The organism is Salinisphaera sp. G21_0 (assembly GCF_017744115.1).
GTDB lineage: Bacteria > Pseudomonadota > Gammaproteobacteria > Pseudomonadales > Endozoicomonadaceae > Endozoicomonas.
Genome location: NZ_JAGHQW010000002.1, coordinates 76,750 through 101,185 on the forward strand (window position 1 = coordinate 76,750; position 24,436 = coordinate 101,185).

The window sequence follows — 24,436 nt, forward strand, 5'->3', positions numbered from 1 at the left end:
CCCGCCCACGCCCCATTAATATCAGCAATAACTGACTGGCAGTTTTAAAGCTGCCAGCTACTCACCATCAGACTCAATCGAATATCCCCACGGCTCACAACAAAACGAACAGGTAACCGCTGACTGCCACTCAATCCGTATTGCTGGTAAGCAACCACCCAGCCCTGTTGTTCAATTTTGTCCGGGTAGCCAAGGTTATTCAGCCGGATCCTGGCATCATTACCAGGAGCTGGCAACCCTCTGACCCAATACCTTAAATTACTGACTGGAAACTGCCACCCGGTCAGCGAGTACAGCAGCATCTCCGGTGATGGACCATAACGGGTTTCATCCGATGCAGTGACCGTCACACCCTGACGCCCCCCTGAGATGCGGGCAATGGATGCACCCAGGGGGCCATCCAGAGCCAACTTGTATCGATCACCTTGTTGTTGCCAGTCAAGCGACATCGTACCTGATTGCCCCGGAACCTTAATATTAAGACGTCCGGTCATCTCCCAGGCCTGAATCAACCCCAAACGCTCCCGGTGTCTCTGCCAGCGCTGCTCTCTCTCTTCGCCACTGACCTGCCTGCCCGAATCAACCGTTCGGGAAGCACAGCCGGCAAGGATGAAAACACACAGAACCAGTAAAATTCTCAAACCAGAAAAGTACTTATCAACACCCATTCCCTTATACACCAAGCTACTTTATGCGTGCACACCACAAAACCTTCTTCAGACCACTGAAGGGGTGGCATTTACTGTTAAAAAAATCACTGCACAGTACTGACTGTTTCTGCCTGACTCTTGGGATCACCTCCTGTGAGCCGCCCCATCGTATCCTTTAAAATCTGGCTATCAGGGCTTTCCCGCAGCGCTTCCGCCCACAGAGACCTGGCAGCATCCTGTTCACCTTTCACCCAGAGTACCTCACCCAGGTGAGCAGCGATCTCCGCATCAGGAAACTGGCTGTATGCCATTCTCAAATACTTCTCTGCCTGATCGAGGTTCCCGAGGCGAAACTGCACCCACCCCATGCTGTCCAGGATAGCCGGATCCTCGCTGTTCAAATCATAAGCCTGTAAAATCAGCGCTTCAGCTTCTTTAACCCGGTCGGTTCGATCAGCCAGGGTATAACCCAGGGCATTCAATGCCGCAGCATTGTCAGGATCAAACGCCAGAATAGAACGCAGATCCTTCTCTAAACCCTCCAGATCATCCAGCTTTTCATAAACCATCGCTCTTGAATAGAGAAGATTGACCGATTCCGGGTTTGTTTTAAGCGCCCGTTCAAACAATATCAGCGCCTTGCCCAGCTGACGATCATTAACCAGAAGCTCTCCCTCCAACAGGAAAAGCGACTCCATCCGGGCAGGATGGCGAATTCTTGCTTCCCCCACATGGGTCAATGCCTCCTCCAGTTTGTTCTGCCCAACCAACATCTGAGTCAGTGCCACCTGAGCCGCCATAAACTCCTTTCCGGGACCTACAGAAAGATAATGTTCTTTAGCAGCAGAATATTTTTCCCGCTTCTCACTCAAACGTCCAAGATAGTAATGGGCTGTATTGTTCCGCTCACCAAGGGCCAATAGCTGTTCAAAGTACTGCACAGCTTCTTGCTCCAGACCATTTTCTGAGGTGATAAGTGCCAGAGACAAGACAATATCACTCTCTCCGGGAGCCCTCTCAAGCAGAATTTCAAACTGCTTTTTTGCCAGGTCGAGCTTACCGGCATGAACAAGAACTCTGCCATATAACAATCGCAGCCGGTTTTTATCCGGGTGACGCTGAATCGCGCCCGCAAGCATAATTTCGGCTTCAGCATCCCGCTTCAATTTATGCAAAGCCCGCCCTTTTACCATCATGGCAGGTACAAACCCGCGATCCTGCCGCAGAAGCTCATTAGCCAGAGTCAGTGCAGATTCAAACTCACCAGTCTGCTGAAGCAAGATGGCTCTACCCAGTTTCAGCACAGGATAATCCGGGTAAGCCTGAGACAACTGGTCAAACTGTTGGATAAGTTCAAGCTGGCTATCTTTAGCCAGCCGCCCCTGCTCGTTGCCTGCGGCACTGGCAAGCACATCAAAGGCCGGGCTGCCCCCTAAAGACAGCTGTTGACTCATCCGGGCAAAGGCCCGGTCATACTGACCGGCATACACCAGCTCAAGAGCAGCCCCATTCAGTGCATCCGGGTTTTCCGGTTCCAGTTCGACCCAGAGTAATGAAGCATCCAGCGCAGCCTGTCTTGCACCTACATAAACGGCAACCCGGTAGGCTCTACGGGCTACGCCAATATCTCTGGTTTTGTGTGCCTGTTTCAAATAATTGCCCAGCGCCAGATCATAACGCTGACGCTGGCCGCCAATCTCTGCCACCAGCAAATCATAAAGCGTCTCCGCGGCAAAAGGGGTAACAGGCTCATCAACCCCGACCTGTGATTGACCGTTCGTTGAAGTTACAGCGTTATGATCCACTTGCTGAACATTCTTACTGGTACAACCCGCCAGGAAAACAGCAAAAACAAGCATCAATTTTTTACAGTATTTTCTGAAAACCTCAGCCCCGTTGATGAATAATTCAGCCCCGGCAATCGTTCTAATCATGGATGGTATGCCCTTTCCCCTGATTTCCATTAAAAAACGTGAAGAGAGTTTGCAGTTACACGCTTTCCATTGCAGAATTGATCGGCCGAAATACCCATCAATCCAGCAGCCCCGCTCCTGAGTGTGAACTTGATAACTGCGATTGAAGTATCGGACATGGTCATAAGCCAGAAAAAAACATAAGCAGGATTTGCACAACACTCCAGCAATCAAGAGCTTTCCTGAAAGAAAGCCTTAAGCAGAAAATGTCAGGCCGTGCCCCCTTCAACAGGGAATGCGCCTCTGAAAGCATTTTCAAATGAACAATTGAGCGACATAACTCCCTGCCCAGATGGCATTGAACGCCTCGTAATCCGGGTACGGATATGTCAGCCAATCTATAGTAGCAGTGAACCTGGACAGCAACAGAGGTCTGATGGGGTATATTACCGCCGGTATCAATCACAGGACAGCACCAATCACATTGAGGGAACAGGTCGCCTTTTCTGCTGAGCAGCTGTCCGATGCGCTTCAAAGCGCCAGAATCCAAACTGGTATTGAAGAAATTGCCATCCTGTCTACCTGCAACCGTACCGAAATCTACTGTGCTATTCACAGCACCGGGGCCGAAACAGTCAGACAGTGCTACGACAAACTGATCGACTGGCTGAGCGGTTACCATCAGACCAACGGCAAATTACTGTCAGAACACAGCTACCTCTTCCATGATGAACAGGCGGTCCGCCACCTGATGCGGGTTGCCTGTGGGCTTGACTCCATGGTGCTTGGCGAACCCCAGATTCTGGGACAACTAAAATCTGCATACGCCAGCGCACAGGAAGCCGACACCACCGGCCCAGGCCTGAATCGATTATTTCAGCACAGCTTCACCACGGCCAAACAGATACGCACAGAAACCGCTATCAACGCGCAGCCGGTATCCGTTGCCTATGCCGCTACCGGACTGGCCAAGCAGATTTTTTCTGACCTTAGCGAAAATACGGCATTACTGATCGGAGCCGGCGAGACCATTGAACTGACCGCACGACACCTTTGCCAGCAGGGCGTTGCCAATATCATCGTGGCCAACCGTACTTTGGAGCGGGCCCAGCGCTTGACCGACATGTTTGGCGGAAAATCCGTTCTGCTCTCGGACCTGCCACACATACTCCATGAAAGCGATATTGTTATCAGCTCCACCGCCAGCCCGGTACCGGTACTCGGCAAAGGAACGGTTGAAAAAGCGCTGAAGCAGAGAAAACACAAACCCATGTTTATAGTGGATATTGCGGTTCCCCGAGACATTGAACCCGAGGTAAGTGAGCTGGCTGATGTTTTTCTCTACACAGTAGATGACTTGCAGGATGCAATTGAAGACAATCTGCAACAGCGCAAAAATGCAGCCCAACAGGCTGAACGCATGATTGAGGCCGATACCTTTGAATTCATGACCCGCCTGCGTGCGCTGGATGCCGTCAGCCTGTTACGCAACTATCGCCAGAGCACCGAAGCGATCAGAGACCTGGAGCTTGAGAAAGCACTGCAATGGCTGGCCAGGGGCGTCAGTCCGGAAGAAGTACTGCAGCAATTTGCCCGCTCGCTGACCAACAAACTGATGCACCACCCCAGCGTACAGCTGAAAAACGCTGCCGCAAAAGGGCAGCATGAAAAGCTGGAGTGGGCCGAGAAACTTCTGGGCCTGAGCCGTCAATCCGATTCAACTCAGGATGCCTGATGGCATTCTGAATCCACCCTTATATAGACACCTTTTACAGACATCATGAAAGAGTCCATTCTCGTCAAACTGGAAAACCTCGGTGAGCGCTTCGAAGAGCTTTCCGCACTTTTGAGTGACCCCGGGGTTATTGGTAACCAGGACCAGTTCCGCAAGCTCTCCCAGGAATACGCTGAGCTGGAACCGGTGGTTAAAGCCTACAAAGAGTATGACCAGTTACTCAGCGATAAAGCCGAAGCCGAAGCCATGATGGCAGATGGCGACCCGGACATGACGGAACTGGCCCGCGAGGAACTGGCCAGTTGCGAACAACAGCTGCCAGCAATGGAACAGAATCTTGAGCTGCTGCTGCTACCCAAAGACCCAAGGGACGGCCTGAACACCTTTCTGGAAATCCGTGCCGGAACAGGCGGCGATGAAGCGGCCATTTTCGCCGGCGACCTGTTCAGAATGTACTCAAGGTACGCAGAAAAACGCGGCTGGCGAATTGAGGTTATCAGTGCCAGCGACGGTGAACACGGCGGCTACAAAGAGATAATCACCCGAGTTATTGGCAGCGACGCCTACGGTCGAATGAAGTTTGAGTCAGGAGCCCATCGCGTACAGCGGGTTCCTGAGACTGAATCCCAGGGCAGAATCCATACCTCTGCCTGCACCGTTGCCGTGATGCCGGAGCCCGATGAACAACAGGCGATTGAAATCCGTAAGGAAGACCTGCGCATCGATACCTACCGCTCATCAGGTGCCGGTGGTCAGCACGTCAACACCACCGACTCAGCCATTCGTATCACCCACCTGCCAAGCGGCATTGTGGTTGAATGCCAGGATGAGCGCTCACAGCACAAAAACAAGGCCAAAGCCATGACCTGGCTGGCCGCCAAACTCCAGGATGCCCAGGATGCCGCTGCCGCGAAAGAGATCAGTGATACCCGGAAAAGTCTGGTAGGCAGCGGTGACCGCTCTGAGCGTATTCGTACCTATAACTACCCCCAGGGGCGGGTCACCGATCATCGTATCAACCTTACTCTCTATAAATTGCCGGAAATTGTGGAAGGTGAACTGGACCCGGTTATTGACCCCCTGCTGCAGGAGCATCAGGCTGAGCTACTGGCCAGTCTGGCTGGCGAATAAGTCATGAGCAGCACCCGAATTGACACCGCCCTGGCAGAAGCATCCCGTATGCTTGCTGCCAGCCTTACTCCCCGGCTTGATGCAGAACTGCTGCTGGCACATGTTCTCCACAAGCCACGCAGTTATTTTTTTACCTGGCCTGAAGCGCTTCTGACCAGTGAACAGATGGCTCAGTTTGTAAAGCTCATCGATCAACGGAAAGCAGGACGCCCCATAGCCTATCTGATCGGGCAACGGGAGTTTTGGAACTTGCAGTTAAAAGTTACCGAAGCCACCCTGATCCCAAGGCCAGACACCGAACTACTGGTTGAGCTGGCACTTGACTTAGATAGCGCGCCGGATCAAAGCACTGAATCAAAAATCAAAGTGGCCGACCTGGGAACCGGTACCGGCGCAATAGCCCTTGCCCTGGCCAGGGAACGACCGGACTGGGAAGTCACCGCTATCGACAAAAGCCCGGACGCCCTGGCTGTTGCGGCAGAAAATGCGGTGATCAACGATATTCGGAACACGGTATTTATTGAGGGCTCATGGTGTTCACCACTGGTTGAAGGCTCAATGGATATGATCGTCAGCAACCCCCCCTACATTTGCAGCAATGACCCGCACCTGAAAGAAGGAGACGTTCGCTATGAACCCCTGTCAGCACTGGTCTCTGGAGTGGATGGACTGGACGATATTCGTGTTATTGCCGAACACTCACTGCAAAGTCTGAAGCCCGGGGGATGGCTCCTGTTAGAACACGGCCATGACCAGGGCAGGCCCGTCCAGACAATCCTTTCCCGGGCAGGCTACACACAAATTCGCACAGAAACCGACCTGGCCGGTCATGACCGCGTAACCCTTGCCCGCAAACCGGCTGCCTGAACTACCAATAACCCTACAGGCTTACTACCTACGGCCGTCATAAGTAATAGCCCGTAATACAAAGCGGCATTCAGTGAAGATAAACTGAGTGCCATTTTTTGCCCGCTACACCAACGTACTTGTCAATCAACAACAGGCATGAAATCCTTACGGACATATTGGTGTAATCAATGGGCTACGGGCGGTTAGCGGGCACCTGGAGAAAACATGTTTGCCAGACGATTTCATAGCTTTTTGCAGCAGAATTACGCCATTGGCGTACTGCTTTTTATCGCCTCGGCACTGGCGATGCTCGCTGCCAATACATTTTTTGCAGAGTATTATGACCTACTGCTATCAACCCCCATCCGTTTTACCGCAGGCCCCCTGGACATCCACAAACCACTACTATTGTGGATTAATGATGGTCTGATGGCGGTTTTCTTCCTCTTGATCGGCCTCGAAGTCAAACGGGAAGTACTTGCAGGGGAACTCAGTACTCCGGCCCAGGTTATGCTGCCGGGTATTGGTGCCATCGGCGGAATGCTGGTACCGGCACTTTTCTATGTTGCCTTTAACTACTCAGACCCTATTGCCATTAAAGGCTGGGCAATCCCTGCCGCCACTGACATTGCCTTTGCCGTGGGCATTCTTGCCTTACTCGGTAAACGTGCACCCGCATCACTGATGACATTCCTTCTGGCTCTGGCCATCATTGACGATCTTGGTGCCATCATTATCATTGCCATTTTCTACACAGAAGAGCTATCCCTGATGTCCATGGGCATTGCCTCTGTCTTACTGGCAATCCTGGCTTTCTTCAACCATAGGGATGTTACCAGGATCGGACCTTACATGGTTGTAGGCGTATTGCTCTGGATCTGTGTGCTAAAGTCAGGCGTTCACGCTACGCTGGCTGGCGTGCTTCTGGCATTTACCATTCCATTAAAAACCGTTGACCGCAGAGGTCGATCACCGCTGAAAGCCCTGCAACACAATCTGCACAGCAGTGTTCATTATGTCATTTTGCCTGTTTTTGCCTTTGCCAACGCCGGGCTTGAACTGAATGCCGAGCAGATCAAAAGCCTGTTCACCCCAATTCCCCTGGGGATTGTGGCTGGCCTCTTCCTGGGTAAACAGATTGGCGTATTCAGCTTCTGCTGGCTGGCGGTTAAATCCGGACTGGCCAAACTGCCCACCGGAACCAGCTGGCTCCAGATGTACGGCCTCTCTATACTCTGCGGTATTGGTTTTACCATGAGTCTGTTTATCGGCTCACTGGCCTTTGAAAACGTGAATACCAACTACCTGGTATCAGATCGCATCGGCGTACTGGCTGGCTCCATACTCTCCGCTGTCTTTGGCTTTATCACTCTATACTGGGCCGGACGCAAACAGGCCTGAGCCTGTTTCCGGCCTCTGAACAGAGGCTGGAACTCTCAACCAACAAGTAAATGACAGCATTCTCACCAAAGTCTCTGCAAAGCTGTTAAACTCGCTGTCAATTAATCAATCCTGAAGTACTCCACCCATACGATCCAACCTGAACAATGAAAAGGAATTGGCGGTACTTCTGACAAATCATAGAGAGCTCTTTAGCCCATGGAAAACAGAGGCGTTTTGCTGGTTAATCTGGGGTCACCGGACAGCACATCTGTTGAAGATGTTCGAAACTATCTCAATGAGTTTTTAATGGACAAGCATGTGATTGACCTGCCATGGGTGATTCGCAGACTTATCCTCAGCCTTTTTATCCTACCTTCCCGTCCGGCAAGATCCGCTGAAGCTTACAGCGCAATCTGGACTGAGCAGGGCTCACCACTTATTGTCAACAGCGAAAAGTGCGCGGAGCAGCTCAGAGAACGCACCAGCATCCCGATTGAGCTGGCCATGCGCTACGGCAAACCGGATATGGCAAAGGCCCTGAGCAATCTGGCAAAGCAACCGGGCATCGAAGAGATCCTGCTGTTCCCACTCTACCCACACTACGCCATGTCATCGGTAAAAACCGTGATTGAACGGGCCAAAAGCCTGATGCAGGAAATGGGCATCACCCTGCCACTTCGCGTCCACCCGGTGTTCTATGATCACGATGGCTACATTGAGGCGCTGGTCGAAAGTGCAAAGCCCTGGCTGGAAAAAGAGTTTGATCACCTGGTATTCAGCTACCATGGCGTACCAGAGCGCCACATTACAAAAGATGACCCAACCGGCAATCACTGCCTGAAAGATAAAAGCTGCTGCCAGAAAACCTCCATTGCCCACAAAACCTGCTATCGACATCAGGTATACCAGACAACAGAGGCCTTTGTTGAAAAAGCAGGCATCCCGATTGATAAATACAGCGTTGGCTTCCAGTCCCGACTGGGAAAAGCCAAGTGGCTGGAGCCAAATACTCTGGATGTTCTCAAGCAACTGGCGGATCAGGGAGCCAGAAAAGTACTGGTTATCTGCCCCTCTTTTGTTTCTGACTGTCTGGAGACGCTGGAAGAAATCGGCATTGGGGCCAAAGAGGAGTTTATTAAAGCCGGGGGTGAATCACTGGAACTCATTCCCTGCCTGAATGATCATCCAGCCTGGATAGACCTGTTGAAGCAATGGTCAGAACACCCTCTGACTCATTGATGATAAACATGAGTGGGCATGGAACATGCCCACCACCCCATATCCATCTTGTATCCTGCAAACTCTGCCTTTATAGTACAACTACCTGGCCGATCTACGTATTTCCCTCAAGAGAAGGGCGCAATGAATAGCGTGATAAACTGGCAAAGACAGTACGTTGATATAAAAAGTAATAATAAGACTTCTGACCAAGAGGAAGTTCTTCTCCTGCCTGAAACTTTCTTTGCTCCTGCTCGCCTGCTACTTCTACTACTGCCTTAGGGCATATTAATTACTATCTCCCCAAATACCCGGCCTTGATGGCCAACCCGCAAGACCACTTAATAAAGCGGACTTGCCAGACAAGATTGCTGCGCAAACAATACAAGTAGCAGCAGCATAGCCAATAAGAAATTGACCAGCCTTTCGGACAGCAAAGGCAAGGGATACACCATGAACAACAATCAAGTTGTGATTTTTGATACCACCCTGCGCGATGGAGAGCAAAGCCCCGGCGCAGCCATGACCCGTGATGAAAAATTACGCATAGCCAGAACCCTGGAAAAACTGCGGGTAGATGTGATTGAAGCCGGTTTCGCCATGGCCAGCCCGGGTGACTTTGAAGCCGTCAAAGCCATTGCCGCCAATATCACGGAAAGCACGGTATGCAGCCTCTCCAGGGCACTGGAAAAAGATATTGACCGGGCCGCCGAAGCCCTGAAACCAGCCAGACGGGGCCGGATTCATACCTTTATTGCCACCTCTCCCATCCACATGCAGCACAAATTGTGTATGAACCCGGACGATGTGATCAAACAGGCCGTATTTGCCGTCAAACGGGCCAGAAACCACATTGACGATGTTGAGTTTTCCTGTGAAGACGCCGGCCGCTCAGAAATAGATTTTTTGTGCCATATTATTGAAGCGGCCATTGATGCCGGTGCCAGAACCATCAATATTCCGGATACCGTTGGCTACGCCCTGCCACACCAGTTTGGAGAAACCATCAAAACCCTGATGGAACGTATCCCAAACGCTGATAAAGCCATCTTCTCCGTTCACTGCCACAATGACCTTGGCCTGGCTGTAGCCAACTCACTGTCTGCCGTTGTGAATGGGGCACGTCAGGTTGAATGCACCATCAATGGATTAGGGGAAAGAGCGGGCAATGCCTCACTTGAAGAGATTGTCATGGCCCTGAAAACCCGGTCTGATTGTCTTGGGGTAACCACTGGCATCAACACCACTCAGATTGTACCGGCCTCACGACTGGTTTCCTCCATCACTGGCTTCCCGGTTCAACCCAACAAAGCCATCGTGGGAGCCAACGCCTTTGCCCACGAGTCTGGCATCCATCAGGACGGTGTACTGAAGCACCGGGAAACCTATGAAATTATGTCTGCCGAAGATGTTGGCTGGAATACTAACCGGTTGGTACTTGGCAAATTATCTGGCCGCAACGCTTTCAAAACCCGAATGGAAGAACTGGGCATATCGTTCAGCAGCCAGGACGACTTAAATGATGCGTTCCAGCGCTTTAAGGTTCTGGCGGACAAAAAATCGGAAATCTACGACGATGACCTTCAGGCACTGGTGAGTGATGCCCGTAGCAGCAGCGAGCTGGTGGAGAAATATAAACTGATCGATCTGAATGCCAGCTCAAAAATTGGCAAAACACCGGAAGCAACACTCACCCTGGAAATCAACGGAGAACAACAGGCGGTTTCCAGCAGCGGCGATGGTCCTGTTGACGCCATATTCAAAGCCATTGAAAAGCTGGCCAACTCCCAGGCCAGGCTCGCACTGTATAACGTCAGCGCCATTACAACAGGTACTGACTCCCAGGGTAAAGTCTCTGTCCGACTTGAGAAAAACGGGCAGATTGTCAATGGCTCCGGGGCTGACACCGATATCGTCATTGCTTCCGCCAAAGCCTACATCCATGCCCTCAACCTGCTGGAAGCCGATATCGCCAAAGCCAATCCACAAACCGGGGGAACGGTTTAATCAATTTGGTTTGATTGAAATGCCAACAGGATCTTTCAGTGATACTATTGGCGTTTTAATCTTCCTCCTGCTCTTACTCCGGGAGGCAACTGTAAATAGCAGCAACCATTGAGAACCATCATGCAGGGCGAAACCGTTGACCACCCTTCACCATCCAACAGTGATCAGGCTGTCGACAGTTCTGCAGCAAAAATCCAGATTGCCCGCCGGGAAAAACTCAGACAAAACTATTTAGGAGCCATGGGCATACAAACCTGGTTTCCCAGATATCAACTGACCAATGCTCAACCAGCCAGACCTTTTGACTGGATAGCAGAGGACGCCCGGGCACTTGCCGAAGCAGTGTCAGCTCAGGCTGTTTCTGGCACTGAAATCAGCTCAGCGTTTAACCAACAGAATGCCAGAGAGCAGCCCCAGACAGGATACTCACCGACAAAGCCAGCGGATATCCTTGGGCAATTTATTACCCCGTCCAAACCTGTTGAGGACATCAAACAGGAAGATCAACCTTCGCCAGAGCCCGTAAAACAGCTGTCAGGCTCCGTCAGCAAATTCCGTCTGGTGATAAAGCCCGTCAGCGATGACTGCCTTGTGATTGCCGAAATGCCACACTCCGGACTCAACCAATTCAGCCGCTACCATCAACGCTTATTAGATGACATTCTCAGAGCACTCAAGCTCAACCCGGAAGGCTCACAGACTGTTCGTGAATTTGTCTGGCCCATGAGCGAAAGCCGGGGCTTGCTAAGCCAACTAAGCCAGGATGACTACGCCGCTGCCGATGCCGTCTGTGCTTATCTGAGCAACCAATACGGCTTATCCCACAGAAAGGTGATTCTGTTATTTGGCCAGTCAGCGGCCAGGTTTGTTATGGACCCGGAAAAAGATTTTGAGCAACTACGGGGTATCCAGCCGGGCACTCATACAGGCCAGTGGTTTGCTGTAACCCATGGGCTGAATGAACTGATGAAACAGTCCATACTCAAAAGGGAAGCATGGCAGGATCTGGCTCCGCTACTCACCAAAACACAAGACACATAGGGCAATGCCTGAAGAGCAAACGATTCAGATAAATCATCAACCATGACACAACCCTCAATCACGTTTCGCCCCATGCTGGAAAGTGACCTGGAACAGGTCAATGCCGTGGAACAACAGTCAGCAGAGCACCCCTGGCGAAAGGCACACTTTTCCGACAGCCTGACCTCCGGCTATACCTGCGAACTGGCAGTGCTTGATGGCAGAATTGTGGGACACTGCGTCATGATGATGGTAGCCGGTGAAGCCAGCATTTTGATTCTGACGGTGGACAAATCTTTTCAAAGGCAAGGTATCGGTCGGCAGCTGTTGCAACATATGCTCCAGAAAGCAAGACAGTCTGACTGCAAAACCATACTGCTTGAAGTCCGTCGCTCCAATATCAAAGCCTTCAACCTTTATCTTGATGAAGGCTTTAGCGAGGTCGGCATCAGAAAAAACTATTACCCCATGGGAAACCACCGGGAAGATGCCATTGTCATGGCCATAGAAATCCAACCGACTTTAGGCTGGTGATAAACCGACGTTCATTCATTTTTTGCCCGTTCACGACGGGCCCAATCCAGAAGTTTCTCTCTGGTCCATATCATGATGCTTTCCGAGGGCGTGTATTGTCCTGCGTCGTATAACCGCCGACGCCGGGGATTGTCCAGAGCAATATGATCACCGTCAAGAACGCCCCGGGCCGGGAAAAACAGAGCCCCTCCAGCCTCCGGCAGGTCCCGCAGATAGCTCATCCGGGGTGAATGTTCTTTCATGCTGGCATCCCAGAACCACGCTTTCCCGAAAATACCACCAACCCGGGGTTCCAGCTCTATTCGTTCGGAAAGCTCCAAGTAAAAGTCTCTCCAGCCATCCTGCAGAAAATGTGGCGTCAGACGTCGGTCTTCCACATGAACTTCATACATATTCCGGGAGCTATTCCCCAGACTGATAAGCAGTTGCGCAGCGCAGACTATCTGGATGATGCCACAGGAGAAAATAGACCGTCGCGGCAGCGGACGAGGCTCATAATGACAAATGAAGTTGCTGGGCCACATATTCAGCGCAGCAATGGCCAGGTCTTTATGAAAAAGATCATTATCAACAAAATCATGATCGCCAGCTTCCTGAATACGGCTGCATAAATCCTGAAACCAGTTATTGACGGCTTCTATCGTAGATTTTGGGAGGTGTTTATCCATACTATGTTGCTGTACAACTTCCACACTAATTTTCATCAGTTCTAACAGCGTGAGCTTGCGCAACAACTTCAGGGTAGGAATATCGTATCGGGTTTCAACCTCTTCCAGCCACAACGTTATTTCCGCCGGGTATACGTTATAAGAACGCCCTTTCATCACATGCCGGACAAATCTCACATAATCCTGCACGACGTGTTCAAGATCAGCAGCCTGGGCATATTGTCCGTAAAGGCCCGTTTTAATTGATTCAAGGAGTTCCACAAGCGCCATATGAGATGGTTATTTATTGGTTCTTGATTGAACTAGGCAGAGGTTTTCCCGGAGACCAGGGAAACAATATCACCCACACTGTCCATTTGATTCAGCTGCTCCAGTTCATCCATGGTAAATTTTATCGTAAGGTCTTTTTCAATGGCGCAGATGATCTGTATCTGAGCCATGGAATCCCAACCTTCAAGGGCATTGCGCTGTGTTTGCTCCGTTATCTCCAGGCTCTCTTCGTCGAGAATATCACGGATTATTTCACTGATAGTTGCCAAAATAGCCACAACAAGCTCCTTCTACGATCTTATTCTGTCGCCGGGTTTATCGTGATGGGAATATCACGTTCAGGCACTTCGCTGCCGATGCTGTACTTCCATTGACTACTGTTATCGTCGGAGCAATGCAAAAGTTGAAAACCCGAGTCTTGGTAAAAGTCCTTTACCAGGCCATTTTTTTCTCTGGGTACATGGTAACCGATGACATCTTTTATCCCATTGTCTTTAGCCAGTAGCAGCAGCTTTGACAACATCGCTGCCTCCATCTCTCGTTTGAACACACGACAACTCATTACCCAGCAGCGGATATGCAGGTCATCCCCCTGACGTTCGCCGATAATAACGGAAACGATGCCATTGTCACCAAAGCGATCCGTGAGTCGGCCATAAAGTGTCAGGTAATCGGGAGAATCCATAAAACCGGCTACTTCCTGTTCGGTAAATCGCAAACCGGTGAGATTGAACTGATTGGTTTTGTTGATCAGCTGGGCGGACCTTGGCAATGCCATTGGATTTACCGGCTCAATTGTTGCTGTCATTTGTAATGATTTCAGGTAATCATCATAGCTCTGGCAGGCGTTCTCCAGTTCGACGCGCTGCCGGTTCTGGGCATACATGCTGGCTCGCTGAAAATCGTCTTGGCTTAATGATGGTTGCTCAAACAACCCGCTCCTGTCCAGGAAATGGATGTAGCGGGTGCTATCAGCGCCAATATCCGGTACCGATACGGCTGGCAGGCTTTGTGCCACTATCGCCCGCTCAGCCGGGTTGTCATCCAGAAACACCATCGCACCAAGGCCAAGATTCAGGTCCCTGGCGATTTGCTCAATATTCCCGGGTTTGTGATCCCAGTTAGCCTGAAAGGCACTGAAATCATCAAGTTTCAAAACACTGTCCGGATGGGCAAAACCATCCTCAGCATTTTGTCGCTCATTCTTACTGCAGACAGCCAGTAGTATGCCACGCTCCCTGAGCGCTTTAAGGTAGCTTTGCAGATCACTGAACCCTTCCGCTGTCGCATTGCCCGCACCGACCTGTATACCATCAAGACCGTCATCACCAATAACCCCACCCCACAGGGTGTTGTCCAGATCACAGATAACCACTTTTTTGACCAGACCAACGGTCGCCTTGATCTGAGCTGCAACACTGTAGCCTACTTCGATAAATGCCTCTCTGCTCATGGCAAATTTATAGGAATACCATTGGGCCGGATCGTACCATCGGTCAAGGCCAAACCTGGCCGCCAGGTAATTCAGGTCATGAAGAATAAATCCCGACGTATTTTGCGCATGCTCGGCAAATCTCTGATTGATCTGCCGGGTAATGTAACTCCGACCCGCTGCCTGTGTGGCATCCTGGTTACCCAATGGCCGGGTGCCCGGCAGTTCAAAGTTATTTTGAATAATCGAGGCATTAAATTTCTCTGTCAGTGAACTCCAGACAGTCTGAAAACGGTGCACAAACTGTTCGATAAAAGCATCAATGGACTCTTGTGTACTGGCAACAGCTGGCCACCCGGTAATATTTACGTTGCTGGTGTGAAGGTAAATAATCTGGGGATCAAACGCTTTTAGCTCTCCATCATCAAATAAAGCACTTTCGTAGAACCGGTTGTAATCCGACTCAAAGATTTCCACATTGACGCCCGCCTGCAAAAGAAACAGCTCAATATAGCAACTGACCTCCTGCGTAGTAGAACCGCCCAGCACAGCCACCCGAAGTGCCGGCTGGGATAATCCCGCCCTGAGCTCCCGACGCAATTTCTTCTGGTGACGCTGAATAAATGGATAGTCCAGTGGATACGACAGTCGTTGATCAGTGTTGTCATCCATGTTGCCTTCCCGTGCGCGGATTATAATGTTTGTTTAAGACGTCGGGCCATATCCAAAATACCGGACATGGTTACTTTAAGCTGGTCAAGACTCCGGTTATCCATCACCAGGTTCCTTTTTAGTTTCAGCAAATGCTCGCCACGATGGTTAAGCCCCTCATCCAGAGTTGTCGCAGTGCGCACCCCCAGCGACTCCAGCTCAGGAATATGCCCTGGCCGCCAGATACCACTGGGGTAGCAAAGATGATCCACTCCATAGGGCGGATTCAGCGATGCCGTCAGTTTTTCCCGGTTAATCTCTATTTCCCGCTGAATACCTGCAGTATCTTCCGGAAGTCGGTGGCTATGAGTATGTAATTGAATTGAATGCAGTGGATTTCGCACAATCCGGGCCAGCTCATCGTAGCTGGCGTTGTGGAAACGCCGATCAGTGATATCGTCCTTATCCTGACCCAGAAAGTCAGCAATTTCTGCCAGAAACGCCATTTTTGTCTGGTCATCAAATTCACGGATACAGGATTCAATGCTCTCAACCAGTTCGCTGTTACTGCCGGTAAACTGATAATCCTTGCCATTAAAAGACAGATTTATGGTATCCACCGGCTTTTTCCAGAGCCAGTATTGCAACAGTACATTGACTACTGCTATTTGATGATCGCAGTAATAGGTGGTGACGTAGATAGTTGAAGGAAATTGGTAGTCCTCAAGAACAGGCAGTAAATCAGCGACACTTGCCCACCAGCCATCATCAATGGTAATGACCACTGGATATTCATAAGTCACTTCCCCCTGCAAATGTCGCTGCGCCTCCTCAAGACTTATGACGTTGTATCGTGAGTGTTTCAGAAACTCCAGAATAGGGATCAGCCTATTCCGTGAAATAAAGACGCCCGGCCAGAATAAGTGTTCGTCTTTCAGTGACAGGGAGTGCAGGCAGAGGATCACCAGCTTATGACGGTTAAGGTAAGCGCTGAGATGAGTCAAACCGGATTTAACTATCAATTTATAGAGACTGTTTTTCCATCCCGACATAAACCACTTCCTTTCGCCTCTCTGTTTTAAGAGCTATTGCTTTAAAAAAGCTTTAAAAAAGCTTTAAAAAAGCTTTAAAAAAGCTTTAAAAAATATACGTGTAAAGATCGCCAGATACGAAAGAAACTTAACCGACTTATATTTAAAGAATCGATGCTACATGGCGATGATATAGGCCAAAGAACGTCGAAACTTTTATTTAATAGCACTTTTTGATCGGGCACATAAATCATTTTGTCTGATGATGCCCTGGAATCATTCTATGATAACTCGCCTATTTACCCTGAGTGATCAACTGGCATTTGCAAAATTGTCCGGTGATTACAATCCGCTTCATATTGATGAAATAGCCTCACGAAGATATATGTTTGGCGAGCCATTGGTGCATGGCATTCATACACTGCTCTGGGCCCTTGACTGCTTTCTTGCCGCCAACCCGAAGCCAACAACGATCCTTTCACTGGAGGCTGATTTCAAAAAGCCGGTTATTCTGAGTGAGGATGTATCGGTTAAATTCAGTGAAAAATCCAGCCACCAACTGATCGAAATCAGCTCCCAATCAAGCCTGCTGTCAAAAGTCAAACTGCAATGCAAGCCTATTTCCCGGGAACACTGGGATCAACAACAAAGAAAGTGCTTGTCCGGCTCAGCTCCTGAAGCCTCGCCCAGGGAACTTACTGCAGCAGAGGTGGCAAAGGCAAAAGGCGAACTGGAACTGTTTTACGACAATGTCCAGTTGTCGCAATTACTGCCAAATGTTGCCGCTCATCTTGACCCGGTCTGCGTTGCTGCCATGCTTGCCAGCACCCGATTGGTAGGTGGGCATTGCCCAGGGCTGAATTCTCTCTACTCTTTTTTCTCTTTATATGCCTCTGATAAAGGTAAAGACCCAGCAACATTTGCTTACCAGACTGCTGAGTATGATGAGCGCTTCTCAATGGCCACTATTGACCTGACAGTCCCCGGATTCATCGGCACTATCAGGGCATTTTTACGCCCACCTCCTGTCGTTCAGGCTTCCTGTGAACAGATCAAAGACAGGGTAAAACAGGGCGAATTCATCGGCCAGAAAGCCATCATCATAGGCGGTTCAAGGGGATTAGGGGAAATTGTCGCAAAGTTACTGGCTGCTGGTGGAGCCGAGGTTTTCATCAGTTTTTACCGTGGCAGCGATGAAGCAGAACAACTGGTTAACGAGATCCGCAGCAATGGCGGCAACGCAAGCACTTTCCATTTCAACGTCCTGTCCCCGCACTGGGAAGAAGTTTTGGAACATCATACGGATCTGCATCCCAGCCATCTTTATTATTTTGCAACCCCGTTTATCGCGGCCTCACCAGGGCAGTTTTCTTCTGAACAGCATCAGTGTTTTTCTGATTACTACGTCAAGGGTTTTGTTGAAACAGTTACCCCGCTGCTGTCGAAGGGACTTACTCACATTTTTTATCCTTCCACCGTAATGATTGATGATATGCCATTGGATATGGCTGAGTATTCAGTAGCCAAAGCTGCCGGGGAAACGGTATGCCGCTTTTTGTCAAAAAATAACAAAGGCTTGAGAATCTCTATGCCAAGGCTGCCAAAAATGACAACAGACCAGACAGCAAGCCTTATGAAAAAAGATCAAATGGACCCTGTTCCTGTTATGTTGAATGAACTTCGCACGCACCATACGCCATAAGGACAAGCAAACCAATAACCAAACGTTTTTTTAGGACTGACCACTTCCAAAACCACAACCGATACTGGTAAAAAAAGCAGAAAAATACGAGCTTTCCCCCCCTGCACACCAATGGATTGACAGGTATAATCGCGCTCCTGTTTCAGTCACAGTAAGGTCTTAAGCGTTGATTATCTTCACCGTCACCAACAAAACCACCTCTCAAGTCTATGTTGGGTCAACCCGCAATGACCTGATTGACCAATGGGAAAAAATGGTGGCTGCAGCCGAGCAGAATCTTGACTACCCGCTATACCAGGAGATCCGTGTACACGGCAGGGATGGCTTTGTCGTTGAAGAGTGGGATTTCGTAGAAGACCGCAATGAGCTGAACGCGCTTGAACAGGAAGCCATTGAAACGCTGGATGCTCGAAGCCTCCGTGGCTATAAAACCAGTAACGTCAAGATCCAGCCTAAAAAGAAAACACGAACCCGCAAGTCCAACCTGGAAAAAGAGCTTGCCAGCATCTTTGACGAGTTCGACGGCGACATGGATGACTTTGATGATATTTCTCCAGAGCCGAAAAAGCAGACTGAAGAGAAAACCGCAACACCACAACAGCCGGGCCTTGTACAACCGCTGACACCTGTTTCTGTTGAACGCGTCAGATCACCGGAAATCAAACTGGATGTTTCTACCGCACAGCAAAACGCAGCAGAAGCCCGGAAAGAAAAGCTGGTGACAAAACCGGAAAACGGCTCTCAGGTGAATGCCGTTGTGCAAATGAACAACATCTGTCTCAGCGACGACATTTCGGCCCAGCTTGAAGCCATTCAGGCAGCAGCCAACGCCGTCCTGTCAGGAGACAGCAATGCGGTTGAACTCCTCAACAGCAAACCAGCCGCTCCCGCGCCGGTTGAGATCGAAGTGGTTGAACCGCACCCTGAGCCAGTGAAAGCGGCTGAACCAGAGATCATTATTGAGCTTGACCCAAGAGAACAACGCATCCGCGAAGCCATTGAGCGGCACCGCAAAGCCAGGGCCCAGAAGACGTCGGATAGCCAGGCATCCGATCGTCAGCAAATTGAACAACTGCTGGCAGAGCTCACCACAAGAGCCATGGGCATGAATAGCCTGAGCGTGGCTGCCGCTGCCTGATTCCTTATACCGGCATTTTCTTCCCCTGAACGTGCCGGCCACCCTATCTCACATCTATACTTGGGCTATGAACAAGCCCAACGATCTCTCTCTTGAACGCCTCCAACGAGCACTTCCTCACAAACTCCGGGAAGCCTGTCATGTTCTGCAGCGATTTGAGCAGAGAATGATCCTGATCAGCCATCGCAGTGATCAAATCGCCCTAAAAATGCAGCAGATTCGGAAAGACATCCAGCATTCAATGCCTGGCCACACACCCTCTCAATAGATCGCAGCATCAAGTTAACCACAACATCTGTGGATAACTCTGTTAATCCCGGCAGGAAAACACCCCGCAGACTGCAAAACATGCTCACAACAATAAACTGATCATTTATTGACCAGCCACTCCATTTAAATCACTAACTGCTAAAGAGAATAAATACTTATTAATAAATAATAATAAAAAATATAAGCTGATCCGCTTTTCCAAACGTCCGAACAGGCAAGTATTTAGAACGCCTTTTCTGATGAAAAGAATGCAATACTGATGTAAACACTGAAGGTAACTTATGTCCGGCAGGGATTTTCTAGAGAATTATTTTGACCTGAAAGCTCATGACACGAATGTCAAAACCGAGGTAATTGCAGGCTTCACCACATTCATGACCATGGCCTATATTCTCGTGGTCAACCCCCTGATTCTTAAAGATGCCGGCATGGATTTTGGTGCTGTATTCACCGCCACCACCCTCTCTGCGATTATCGGTACTCTGGTCATGGCAGTATGGGCAAAGCTGCCCTTTGCCCTGGCTCCGGGCATGGGCCTGAATGCCTTTTTTGCCTACGGTGTCGTGCTGGGCATGGGGTACTCCTGGCAAATGGCTCTGACTGCGGTTTTTCTCGAAGGCATCCTCTTCCTGCTTCTGACCGCTTTCAATATCCGTGAGGCCATTGTGAACAGTGTTCCCCTGAGCCTGAAAAAAGCGGTTTCCTGCGGTATCGGCTTGTTCATTGCCTTTATCGGCCTTCAGAATGCCGGTATTGTCGAAGCAAACCCAGCGACGCTGGTATCGGTGGGCTCGTTGACTGATGCAAAGCCACTGCTGGCGCTGATCGGCATCCTGATTACCGGTACCCTGCTGGTTAAAAATGTCCGTGGTGCATTGCTGATGGGTATCGTAGCCACCACTCTGATCGGCCTTCCCCTGGGCGTCACCTCCATGCCAGACTTCAGCAACGGTCTGACACCTCCAGATCTGTCCCCCATTCTGTTCCAGTTTCAGTGGGACCAAGTGTTTACTACGGACATGGCCGTTGTCCTGTTTACCTTTCTCTTTGTTGATATGTTCGACACAGTAGGCACCCTGGTGGGTGTATCCACTAAAGCCAACATGCTGAACGAAAAAGGTGAAGTACCGAACTGTAAGCAGGCTTTGTTTGCTGATGCGGTGGCCACGACAGCTGGTGCATGTCTCGGTACCAGCACCGTAACCACCTTCGTGGAAAGCGCTACCGGAGTGTCTGCCGGAGGTCGCTCCGGCCTGACCGCCTTGGTCGTAGCAGGCCTGTTCCTGGTTGCCCTGTTCCTGTCGCCACTGTTCCTGATGGTACCCGGTGCAGCAACCACTCCGGCACTGGTGCTGGTTGGCCTGTTTATGATGTCGCCGATCAAGGATATCGATCTTGATGATTTCAGTGAGTCTATCCCGGCATTCCTGACCCTGCTGTTTATGCCAATGACTTACAGCATTGCCGAAGGCATTATTATCGGCATGCTCTCTTACATCATTCTGAAGCTGTTGAGCGGCAACTATCGTCAGGTACCGGTTACCTCCTACATCGTTGGTGTACTGTGTCTGGCCAAAATCGTAATGTAAACATTACCATTAAGTATCCAGTCATAAACCACGCTTCACGCCCATGCTATTACGGCCCATAATATGGGCCGTTTTTATTTGATCACTAGCGCTATGTCCCTACCAACAGTCCAACCCGAAAGGTATGAAGAGCAACTGGCAGAAAAGGCCAGCAGCATTTGCAGCGAGTTTGCCGAGTTTGATATTCCTGAGCTTGAACTTTTCCGCTCCAGACCGGACCATTACCGGATGAGAGCAGAGTTTCATGTCTGGCATGAGGGCGATCACTGCTACTACCGGATGTTCGATCCACAAACCAGACAGCCCTTTGAAGTCACCACTTTTCCCAGTGGCTCCGAAACCATTAACCGGTTAATGATGCCCTTGATGGAGGCTATCATCGCCAACAGCCATCTGAAGAAACGGCTTTTTCAGGTTGAATTTCTCACCACCCAGACAAAGGAAGCCCTGGTTTCACTAATCTACCACCGCCAGTTGGATGATCAGTGGAAACAGGAAGCAACAGCACTGCAGGAACAGTTTGGCATTGCCATTATTGGACGTGCCCGCAAGCAGAAGCTGGTGCTGGATAAAGACTATGTCACTGAAAAATTGACCGTGGATGGCAAACCATTCCATTACACCCAGGTAGAAAACAGTTTTACCCAGCCTAATGCCAGTGTTAATGAGCACATGCTTGCCTGGGCCAGTGGTGCCGCACAAGCGATTACGTCCGACAGTAGCAGTGATCTGTTAGAGCTCTATTGCGGAAATGGTAATTTCACCTGCGTGCTTGCCGGACATTTTACCAGGGTACTGGCCACTGAAATTGCCAAAACCTCAGTACATTCAGCCCGGGAAAACTTTAAGCTGAATAATGTAGAGAACGTAGAAATCGCCCGTCTATCCAGCGAGGAGTTGACCCAGGCCATGAACAGGGAACGGGCATTTCGCCGCCTTAGCGAGATCGACCTGGACAGCTATGATTTCTCAACCATTCTGGTGGATCCTCCCAGGGCAGGTCTCGATGAAGGGACGGAAAAGCTGGTGCAGAATTTCGACAATATCCTGTACATTTCCTGCAACCCTGAAACGCTCAGGAAAAACCTGTCAACCATTTGCCAGACCCATAGAATCGAAAAAATCGCCCTTTTTGACCAGTTCCCATACACTCATCACGCTGAAATGGGCGTTCATCTGATTCGGAAATAGTCTGATTTACACTCCCCGGCGCGACTCCTACTTTGATTCTTAGGAAGAAAAAGTTTTAAGGAAGTTCTCCGGGGTAGCCTCACGTGAAAAACAACAAGCTTAAATATCTGCCAGCCTCAATCATTTTCTCTATTCTCTGGTTTTTCTTTGCACCGACTTCTTACAGCAGCGATGCAGAGTATATAAAAACTGCGGTTCTGTTCGTGGCCTATGATCAGGGTGAAAGCAATGCTTTCCTGCGTATTCAGGAAAAATTGAAAAACGCCAATATTCCCTATCGGATATTGGCGATGGGTCGTGCAGCTGAAGTCTTCAAAAATGACCCGGCTCTGATTCCATTCGATAGATTGACCCACAACGAAGCGCTGTATGAAAATCGCGACCATCTGCTGAACCAGAAGCTGGTGTATAACCTCGCCGAAAGCATCTCGACCAAAATTGTCTATACCGGAATGGCAAGTCGGGCTCAGGCTCAGATTGCCAATATCTGGGAGAGAAGAGGTGCCAGGGTCATCGCATTTTATGATAATTTTGAGCCAGTTGATTCCATCAGCTATGTACAGCCTTTTTTAGAAGAGCTGAGCTACCTGGACGAGTTCCATGTCCCCAGTAAAACCACCGCGCTTAGCTTTCAGAGCATCGCTGCCTCCCTGGGAGCAGCAGTGACCGTTACGGGACAGCCCGCACTGGAAGACTGGGACAAAGTCTATGATGAGACCGATATTTTCCTATTACGCGACACCCTCAATATACAACCGGCGCAGCCTGTAGTGTTGTTTGCCGGTGACTACAGCAGCAGCTATCCCAAGGCTTTTCAAACCTTTATTGAAGCAACAAGGAAACTGCCAAACATTCTTTTTCTGGTTTCATATCACCCCAAGTTTGATGGTGAGCTTGAGCGCAGGATCATTGAGGCTCAATCGGACGGCAATGTCCATCTGTTACACCACGGTACTTATTCCACCGCGTCACTGAGCACCATTGCCTCTGCGGTTATTGTCCATAAATCATCCGTCGCCCAGCAGGCCATCTATCGGGGCAAGCCGGTCATCTATGTGGCTGATGAAAACTATCAGAACCTGATGCTGACCGAACAGCTGGCCATTCGCGCATCAAGTGCGGGCCCTTTGGCCGTCATGATTTACGCTCACATCAGGGGCTTCAGACCACCGGCGGTTGCTGAAAGCCTGGGCATACCGGATGCTCCCAGCAAAACCATAGCAAAGCTGATGATTGATGAGCTAAGACGAATGTCTGATTAAAAATACAGAGTTTTTTGATTCCCTGGCTTTATAGAATGTACGCAATGTGATCTACTCAGAAATGATGTGACTCGCGTTGAAGGTTTACGATGGGTGCCCGAATACCCCATGTACTGATTTTTGTCAGGCTGGCCATTCTCTCTACCATTGTCTTGCTGGCATTGACTGTACTTTGCAATTTGATGGTGGCCAGGGCCACCAATGATGCCCTTTACTCTAACCTGAGCAAGCTCCCCTATAATCAGGTTGGTGTTTTGCTGGGTACCAGCAAATACTCTCGCCTCGGCGGGTTTAATGACCACTACCGGCTCCGGCTGGAAGCCGCCTTCCAACTCTACAAAGCGGGTAAGATTGATTACATTCTCATCAGCGGCGATAACAGCACCCGTTTTTACGATGAACCAAGCACCATCCGACGAGACCTGCTAAAGAAAGGCGTCCCTGCAGAACGCATATATCGCGACTATGCCGGTTTCAGAACGCTTGATTCCGTTCTCAGGGCACATCATGTTTTTGATTTGGATAGCTTTACTATTATTTCCCAGGCTCCACACAATAAGCGGGCACTTTATATCGCCATGAATCATGATATTGACGCCATTGCCTTTAATGCGGGCGAGGGCTATGACATTGATATCAGCAATAGAGCCAGAGAGATGCTTGCCAGAGTGCTGGCTGTGCTGGAGGTACATTTTCTCAATACTGGCCCTAAATTCCTTGGCCCGACCATTGAGATTGGTGTTACGCCCCCTACCTGATCAAACAATACAGTTTTCATCTAAGTAGCTGGCC

21 protein-coding genes are annotated in these 24,436 nt (G+C 49.9%); 15 read left to right on the forward strand and 6 right to left on the reverse strand.

The window, feature by feature from the left end:
• Positions 1–44: 44 nt before the first annotated feature.
• The gene (lolB, locus tag J7439_RS01385; RefSeq protein ID WP_209199898.1) at positions 45–668 is read right to left on the reverse strand and encodes a lipoprotein insertase outer membrane protein LolB; all 624 of its coding nucleotides are present in this window, start codon (positions 666–668) and stop codon (positions 45–47) included.
• A gap of 86 nt (positions 669–754) precedes the next feature.
• Entirely contained in the window at positions 755–2,584 is a 1,830-nt protein-coding gene (locus J7439_RS01390; RefSeq protein WP_209199899.1) for a tetratricopeptide repeat protein, read from the reverse strand.
• A 415-nt stretch (positions 2,585–2,999) separates the two neighbouring features.
• Here J7439_RS01390 and hemA point away from each other — a divergent pair, with 415 nt between their 5' ends.
• From hemA to rimI, 8 genes are all read left to right on the forward strand, one after another.
• Positions 3,000–4,298 (forward strand): glutamyl-tRNA reductase, encoded by a 1,299-nt coding sequence (gene hemA, locus J7439_RS01395; protein ID WP_209199900.1) that lies wholly within the window; start codon positions 3,000–3,002, stop codon positions 4,296–4,298.
• A gap of 45 nt (positions 4,299–4,343) precedes the next feature.
• Complete coding sequence (prfA, locus tag J7439_RS01400) at positions 4,344–5,429, forward strand: peptide chain release factor 1 (protein ID WP_209199901.1); 1,086 nt, start codon at positions 4,344–4,346, stop codon at positions 5,427–5,429.
• Between the two features lie 3 nt (positions 5,430–5,432).
• Positions 5,433–6,296, forward strand: a complete 864-nt coding sequence (gene prmC, locus J7439_RS01405) for a peptide chain release factor N(5)-glutamine methyltransferase (protein WP_209199902.1) — start codon at positions 5,433–5,435, stop codon at positions 6,294–6,296.
• A 207-nt stretch (positions 6,297–6,503) separates the two neighbouring features.
• Positions 6,504–7,679, forward strand: coding sequence for a Na+/H+ antiporter NhaA (gene nhaA, locus J7439_RS01410; RefSeq protein WP_209199903.1), 1,176 nt, complete (start codon positions 6,504–6,506; stop codon positions 7,677–7,679).
• 198 nt (positions 7,680–7,877) lie between these two features.
• Positions 7,878–8,900 carry a ferrochelatase gene (gene hemH, locus J7439_RS01415; RefSeq protein WP_209199904.1) on the forward strand — a complete coding sequence of 341 codons (1,023 nt, stop codon included), beginning with the start codon at positions 7,878–7,880 and terminating at the stop codon, positions 8,898–8,900.
• A gap of 432 nt (positions 8,901–9,332) precedes the next feature.
• Positions 9,333–10,886, forward strand: a complete 1,554-nt coding sequence (locus J7439_RS01420; protein ID WP_209199905.1) for a 2-isopropylmalate synthase — start codon at positions 9,333–9,335, stop codon at positions 10,884–10,886.
• A 120-nt stretch (positions 10,887–11,006) separates the two neighbouring features.
• On the forward strand, positions 11,007–11,927 hold the full coding sequence (locus J7439_RS01425) for a uracil-DNA glycosylase family protein (RefSeq protein WP_209199906.1): 921 nt from the start codon (positions 11,007–11,009) through the stop codon (positions 11,925–11,927).
• Between the two features lie 42 nt (positions 11,928–11,969).
• Positions 11,970–12,440: a ribosomal protein S18-alanine N-acetyltransferase gene (gene rimI, locus J7439_RS01430; RefSeq protein ID WP_209199907.1), complete on the forward strand. Its 471-nt coding sequence runs from the start codon at positions 11,970–11,972 to the stop codon at positions 12,438–12,440.
• 11 nt (positions 12,441–12,451) lie between these two features.
• On the opposite strand, the gene J7439_RS01435 is transcribed toward rimI, so the two are convergent.
• The 4 genes from J7439_RS01435 to J7439_RS01450 are packed head-to-tail and all read right to left on the reverse strand — an operon-like array spanning position 12,452 to position 16,513.
• A complete protein-coding gene (locus J7439_RS01435; RefSeq protein WP_209199908.1) occupies positions 12,452–13,378 on the reverse strand; it encodes a hypothetical protein in 927 nt (308 codons plus the stop codon).
• Between the two features lie 32 nt (positions 13,379–13,410).
• Positions 13,411–13,656: an acyl carrier protein gene (locus tag J7439_RS01440; protein ID WP_209199909.1), complete on the reverse strand. Its 246-nt coding sequence runs from the start codon at positions 13,654–13,656 to the stop codon at positions 13,411–13,413.
• 20 nt (positions 13,657–13,676) lie between these two features.
• Positions 13,677–15,482 (reverse strand): HAD-IIIC family phosphatase, encoded by a 1,806-nt coding sequence (locus J7439_RS01445; RefSeq protein ID WP_209199910.1) that lies wholly within the window; start codon positions 15,480–15,482, stop codon positions 13,677–13,679.
• A gap of 20 nt (positions 15,483–15,502) precedes the next feature.
• Complete coding sequence (locus J7439_RS01450; RefSeq protein WP_209199911.1) at positions 15,503–16,513, reverse strand: polysaccharide deacetylase family protein; 1,011 nt, start codon at positions 16,511–16,513, stop codon at positions 15,503–15,505.
• A 262-nt stretch (positions 16,514–16,775) separates the two neighbouring features.
• Between J7439_RS01450 and J7439_RS01455 the strand changes: the two genes are divergently transcribed.
• From J7439_RS01455 to J7439_RS01485, 7 genes are all read left to right on the forward strand, one after another.
• Positions 16,776–18,194: an SDR family NAD(P)-dependent oxidoreductase gene (locus tag J7439_RS01455; RefSeq protein WP_209199912.1), complete on the forward strand. Its 1,419-nt coding sequence runs from the start codon at positions 16,776–16,778 to the stop codon at positions 18,192–18,194.
• Positions 18,195–18,360: 166 nt separating this feature from the next.
• The gene (locus tag J7439_RS01460) at positions 18,361–19,332 is read left to right on the forward strand and encodes a GIY-YIG nuclease family protein (RefSeq protein ID WP_209199913.1); all 972 of its coding nucleotides are present in this window, start codon (positions 18,361–18,363) and stop codon (positions 19,330–19,332) included.
• Positions 19,333–19,399: 67 nt separating this feature from the next.
• Complete coding sequence (locus J7439_RS01465; protein ID WP_209199914.1) at positions 19,400–19,600, forward strand: hypothetical protein; 201 nt, start codon at positions 19,400–19,402, stop codon at positions 19,598–19,600.
• A gap of 283 nt (positions 19,601–19,883) precedes the next feature.
• The gene (locus tag J7439_RS01470) at positions 19,884–21,191 is read left to right on the forward strand and encodes an NCS2 family permease (RefSeq protein WP_209199915.1); all 1,308 of its coding nucleotides are present in this window, start codon (positions 19,884–19,886) and stop codon (positions 21,189–21,191) included.
• A 93-nt stretch (positions 21,192–21,284) separates the two neighbouring features.
• Complete coding sequence (gene trmA / locus J7439_RS01475) at positions 21,285–22,382, forward strand: tRNA (uridine(54)-C5)-methyltransferase TrmA (protein WP_209199916.1); 1,098 nt, start codon at positions 21,285–21,287, stop codon at positions 22,380–22,382.
• Positions 22,383–22,465: 83 nt separating this feature from the next.
• Positions 22,466–23,644, forward strand: a complete 1,179-nt coding sequence (locus tag J7439_RS01480) for a glycosyltransferase family protein (RefSeq protein ID WP_209199917.1) — start codon at positions 22,466–22,468, stop codon at positions 23,642–23,644.
• Between the two features lie 89 nt (positions 23,645–23,733).
• On the forward strand, positions 23,734–24,402 hold the full coding sequence (locus J7439_RS01485) for a SanA/YdcF family protein (protein WP_209199918.1): 669 nt from the start codon (positions 23,734–23,736) through the stop codon (positions 24,400–24,402).
• Positions 24,403–24,436: the final 34 nt, after the last annotated feature.

What these genes read in the sequence shown, in the direction of transcription:
- hemA (WP_209199900.1), top strand. Translation starts at nt 3,000, where the DNA reads ATGGGGTATATTACCGCCGGTATCAATCACAGGACAGCACCAATCACA.
- trmA (WP_209199916.1), top strand. Translation starts at nt 21,285, where the DNA reads ATGTCCCTACCAACAGTCCAACCCGAAAGGTATGAAGAGCAACTGGCA.
- J7439_RS01435 (WP_209199908.1), bottom strand. Translation starts at nt 13,378, where the DNA reads ATGGCGCTTGTGGAACTCCTTGAATCAATTAAAACGGGCCTTTACGGA.
- J7439_RS01425 (WP_209199906.1), top strand. Translation starts at nt 11,007, where the DNA reads ATGCAGGGCGAAACCGTTGACCACCCTTCACCATCCAACAGTGATCAG.
- prfA (WP_209199901.1), top strand. Translation starts at nt 4,344, where the DNA reads ATGAAAGAGTCCATTCTCGTCAAACTGGAAAACCTCGGTGAGCGCTTC.
- nhaA (WP_209199903.1), top strand. Translation starts at nt 6,504, where the DNA reads ATGTTTGCCAGACGATTTCATAGCTTTTTGCAGCAGAATTACGCCATT.
- J7439_RS01445 (WP_209199910.1), bottom strand. Translation starts at nt 15,482, where the DNA reads ATGGATGACAACACTGATCAACGACTGTCGTATCCACTGGACTATCCA.
- hemH (WP_209199904.1), top strand. Translation starts at nt 7,878, where the DNA reads ATGGAAAACAGAGGCGTTTTGCTGGTTAATCTGGGGTCACCGGACAGC.
- J7439_RS01470 (WP_209199915.1), top strand. Translation starts at nt 19,884, where the DNA reads ATGTCCGGCAGGGATTTTCTAGAGAATTATTTTGACCTGAAAGCTCAT.
- rimI (WP_209199907.1), top strand. Translation starts at nt 11,970, where the DNA reads ATGACACAACCCTCAATCACGTTTCGCCCCATGCTGGAAAGTGACCTG.
- J7439_RS01390 (WP_209199899.1), bottom strand. Translation starts at nt 2,584, where the DNA reads ATGATTAGAACGATTGCCGGGGCTGAATTATTCATCAACGGGGCTGAG.
- J7439_RS01465 (WP_209199914.1), top strand. Translation starts at nt 19,400, where the DNA reads ATGAACAAGCCCAACGATCTCTCTCTTGAACGCCTCCAACGAGCACTT.
- J7439_RS01485 (WP_209199918.1), top strand. Translation starts at nt 23,734, where the DNA reads ATGGGTGCCCGAATACCCCATGTACTGATTTTTGTCAGGCTGGCCATT.
- J7439_RS01420 (WP_209199905.1), top strand. Translation starts at nt 9,333, where the DNA reads ATGAACAACAATCAAGTTGTGATTTTTGATACCACCCTGCGCGATGGA.
- lolB (WP_209199898.1), bottom strand. Translation starts at nt 668, where the DNA reads ATGGGTGTTGATAAGTACTTTTCTGGTTTGAGAATTTTACTGGTTCTG.
- J7439_RS01455 (WP_209199912.1), top strand. Translation starts at nt 16,776, where the DNA reads ATGATAACTCGCCTATTTACCCTGAGTGATCAACTGGCATTTGCAAAA.
- prmC (WP_209199902.1), top strand. Translation starts at nt 5,433, where the DNA reads ATGAGCAGCACCCGAATTGACACCGCCCTGGCAGAAGCATCCCGTATG.
- J7439_RS01450 (WP_209199911.1), bottom strand. Translation starts at nt 16,513, where the DNA reads ATGTCGGGATGGAAAAACAGTCTCTATAAATTGATAGTTAAATCCGGT.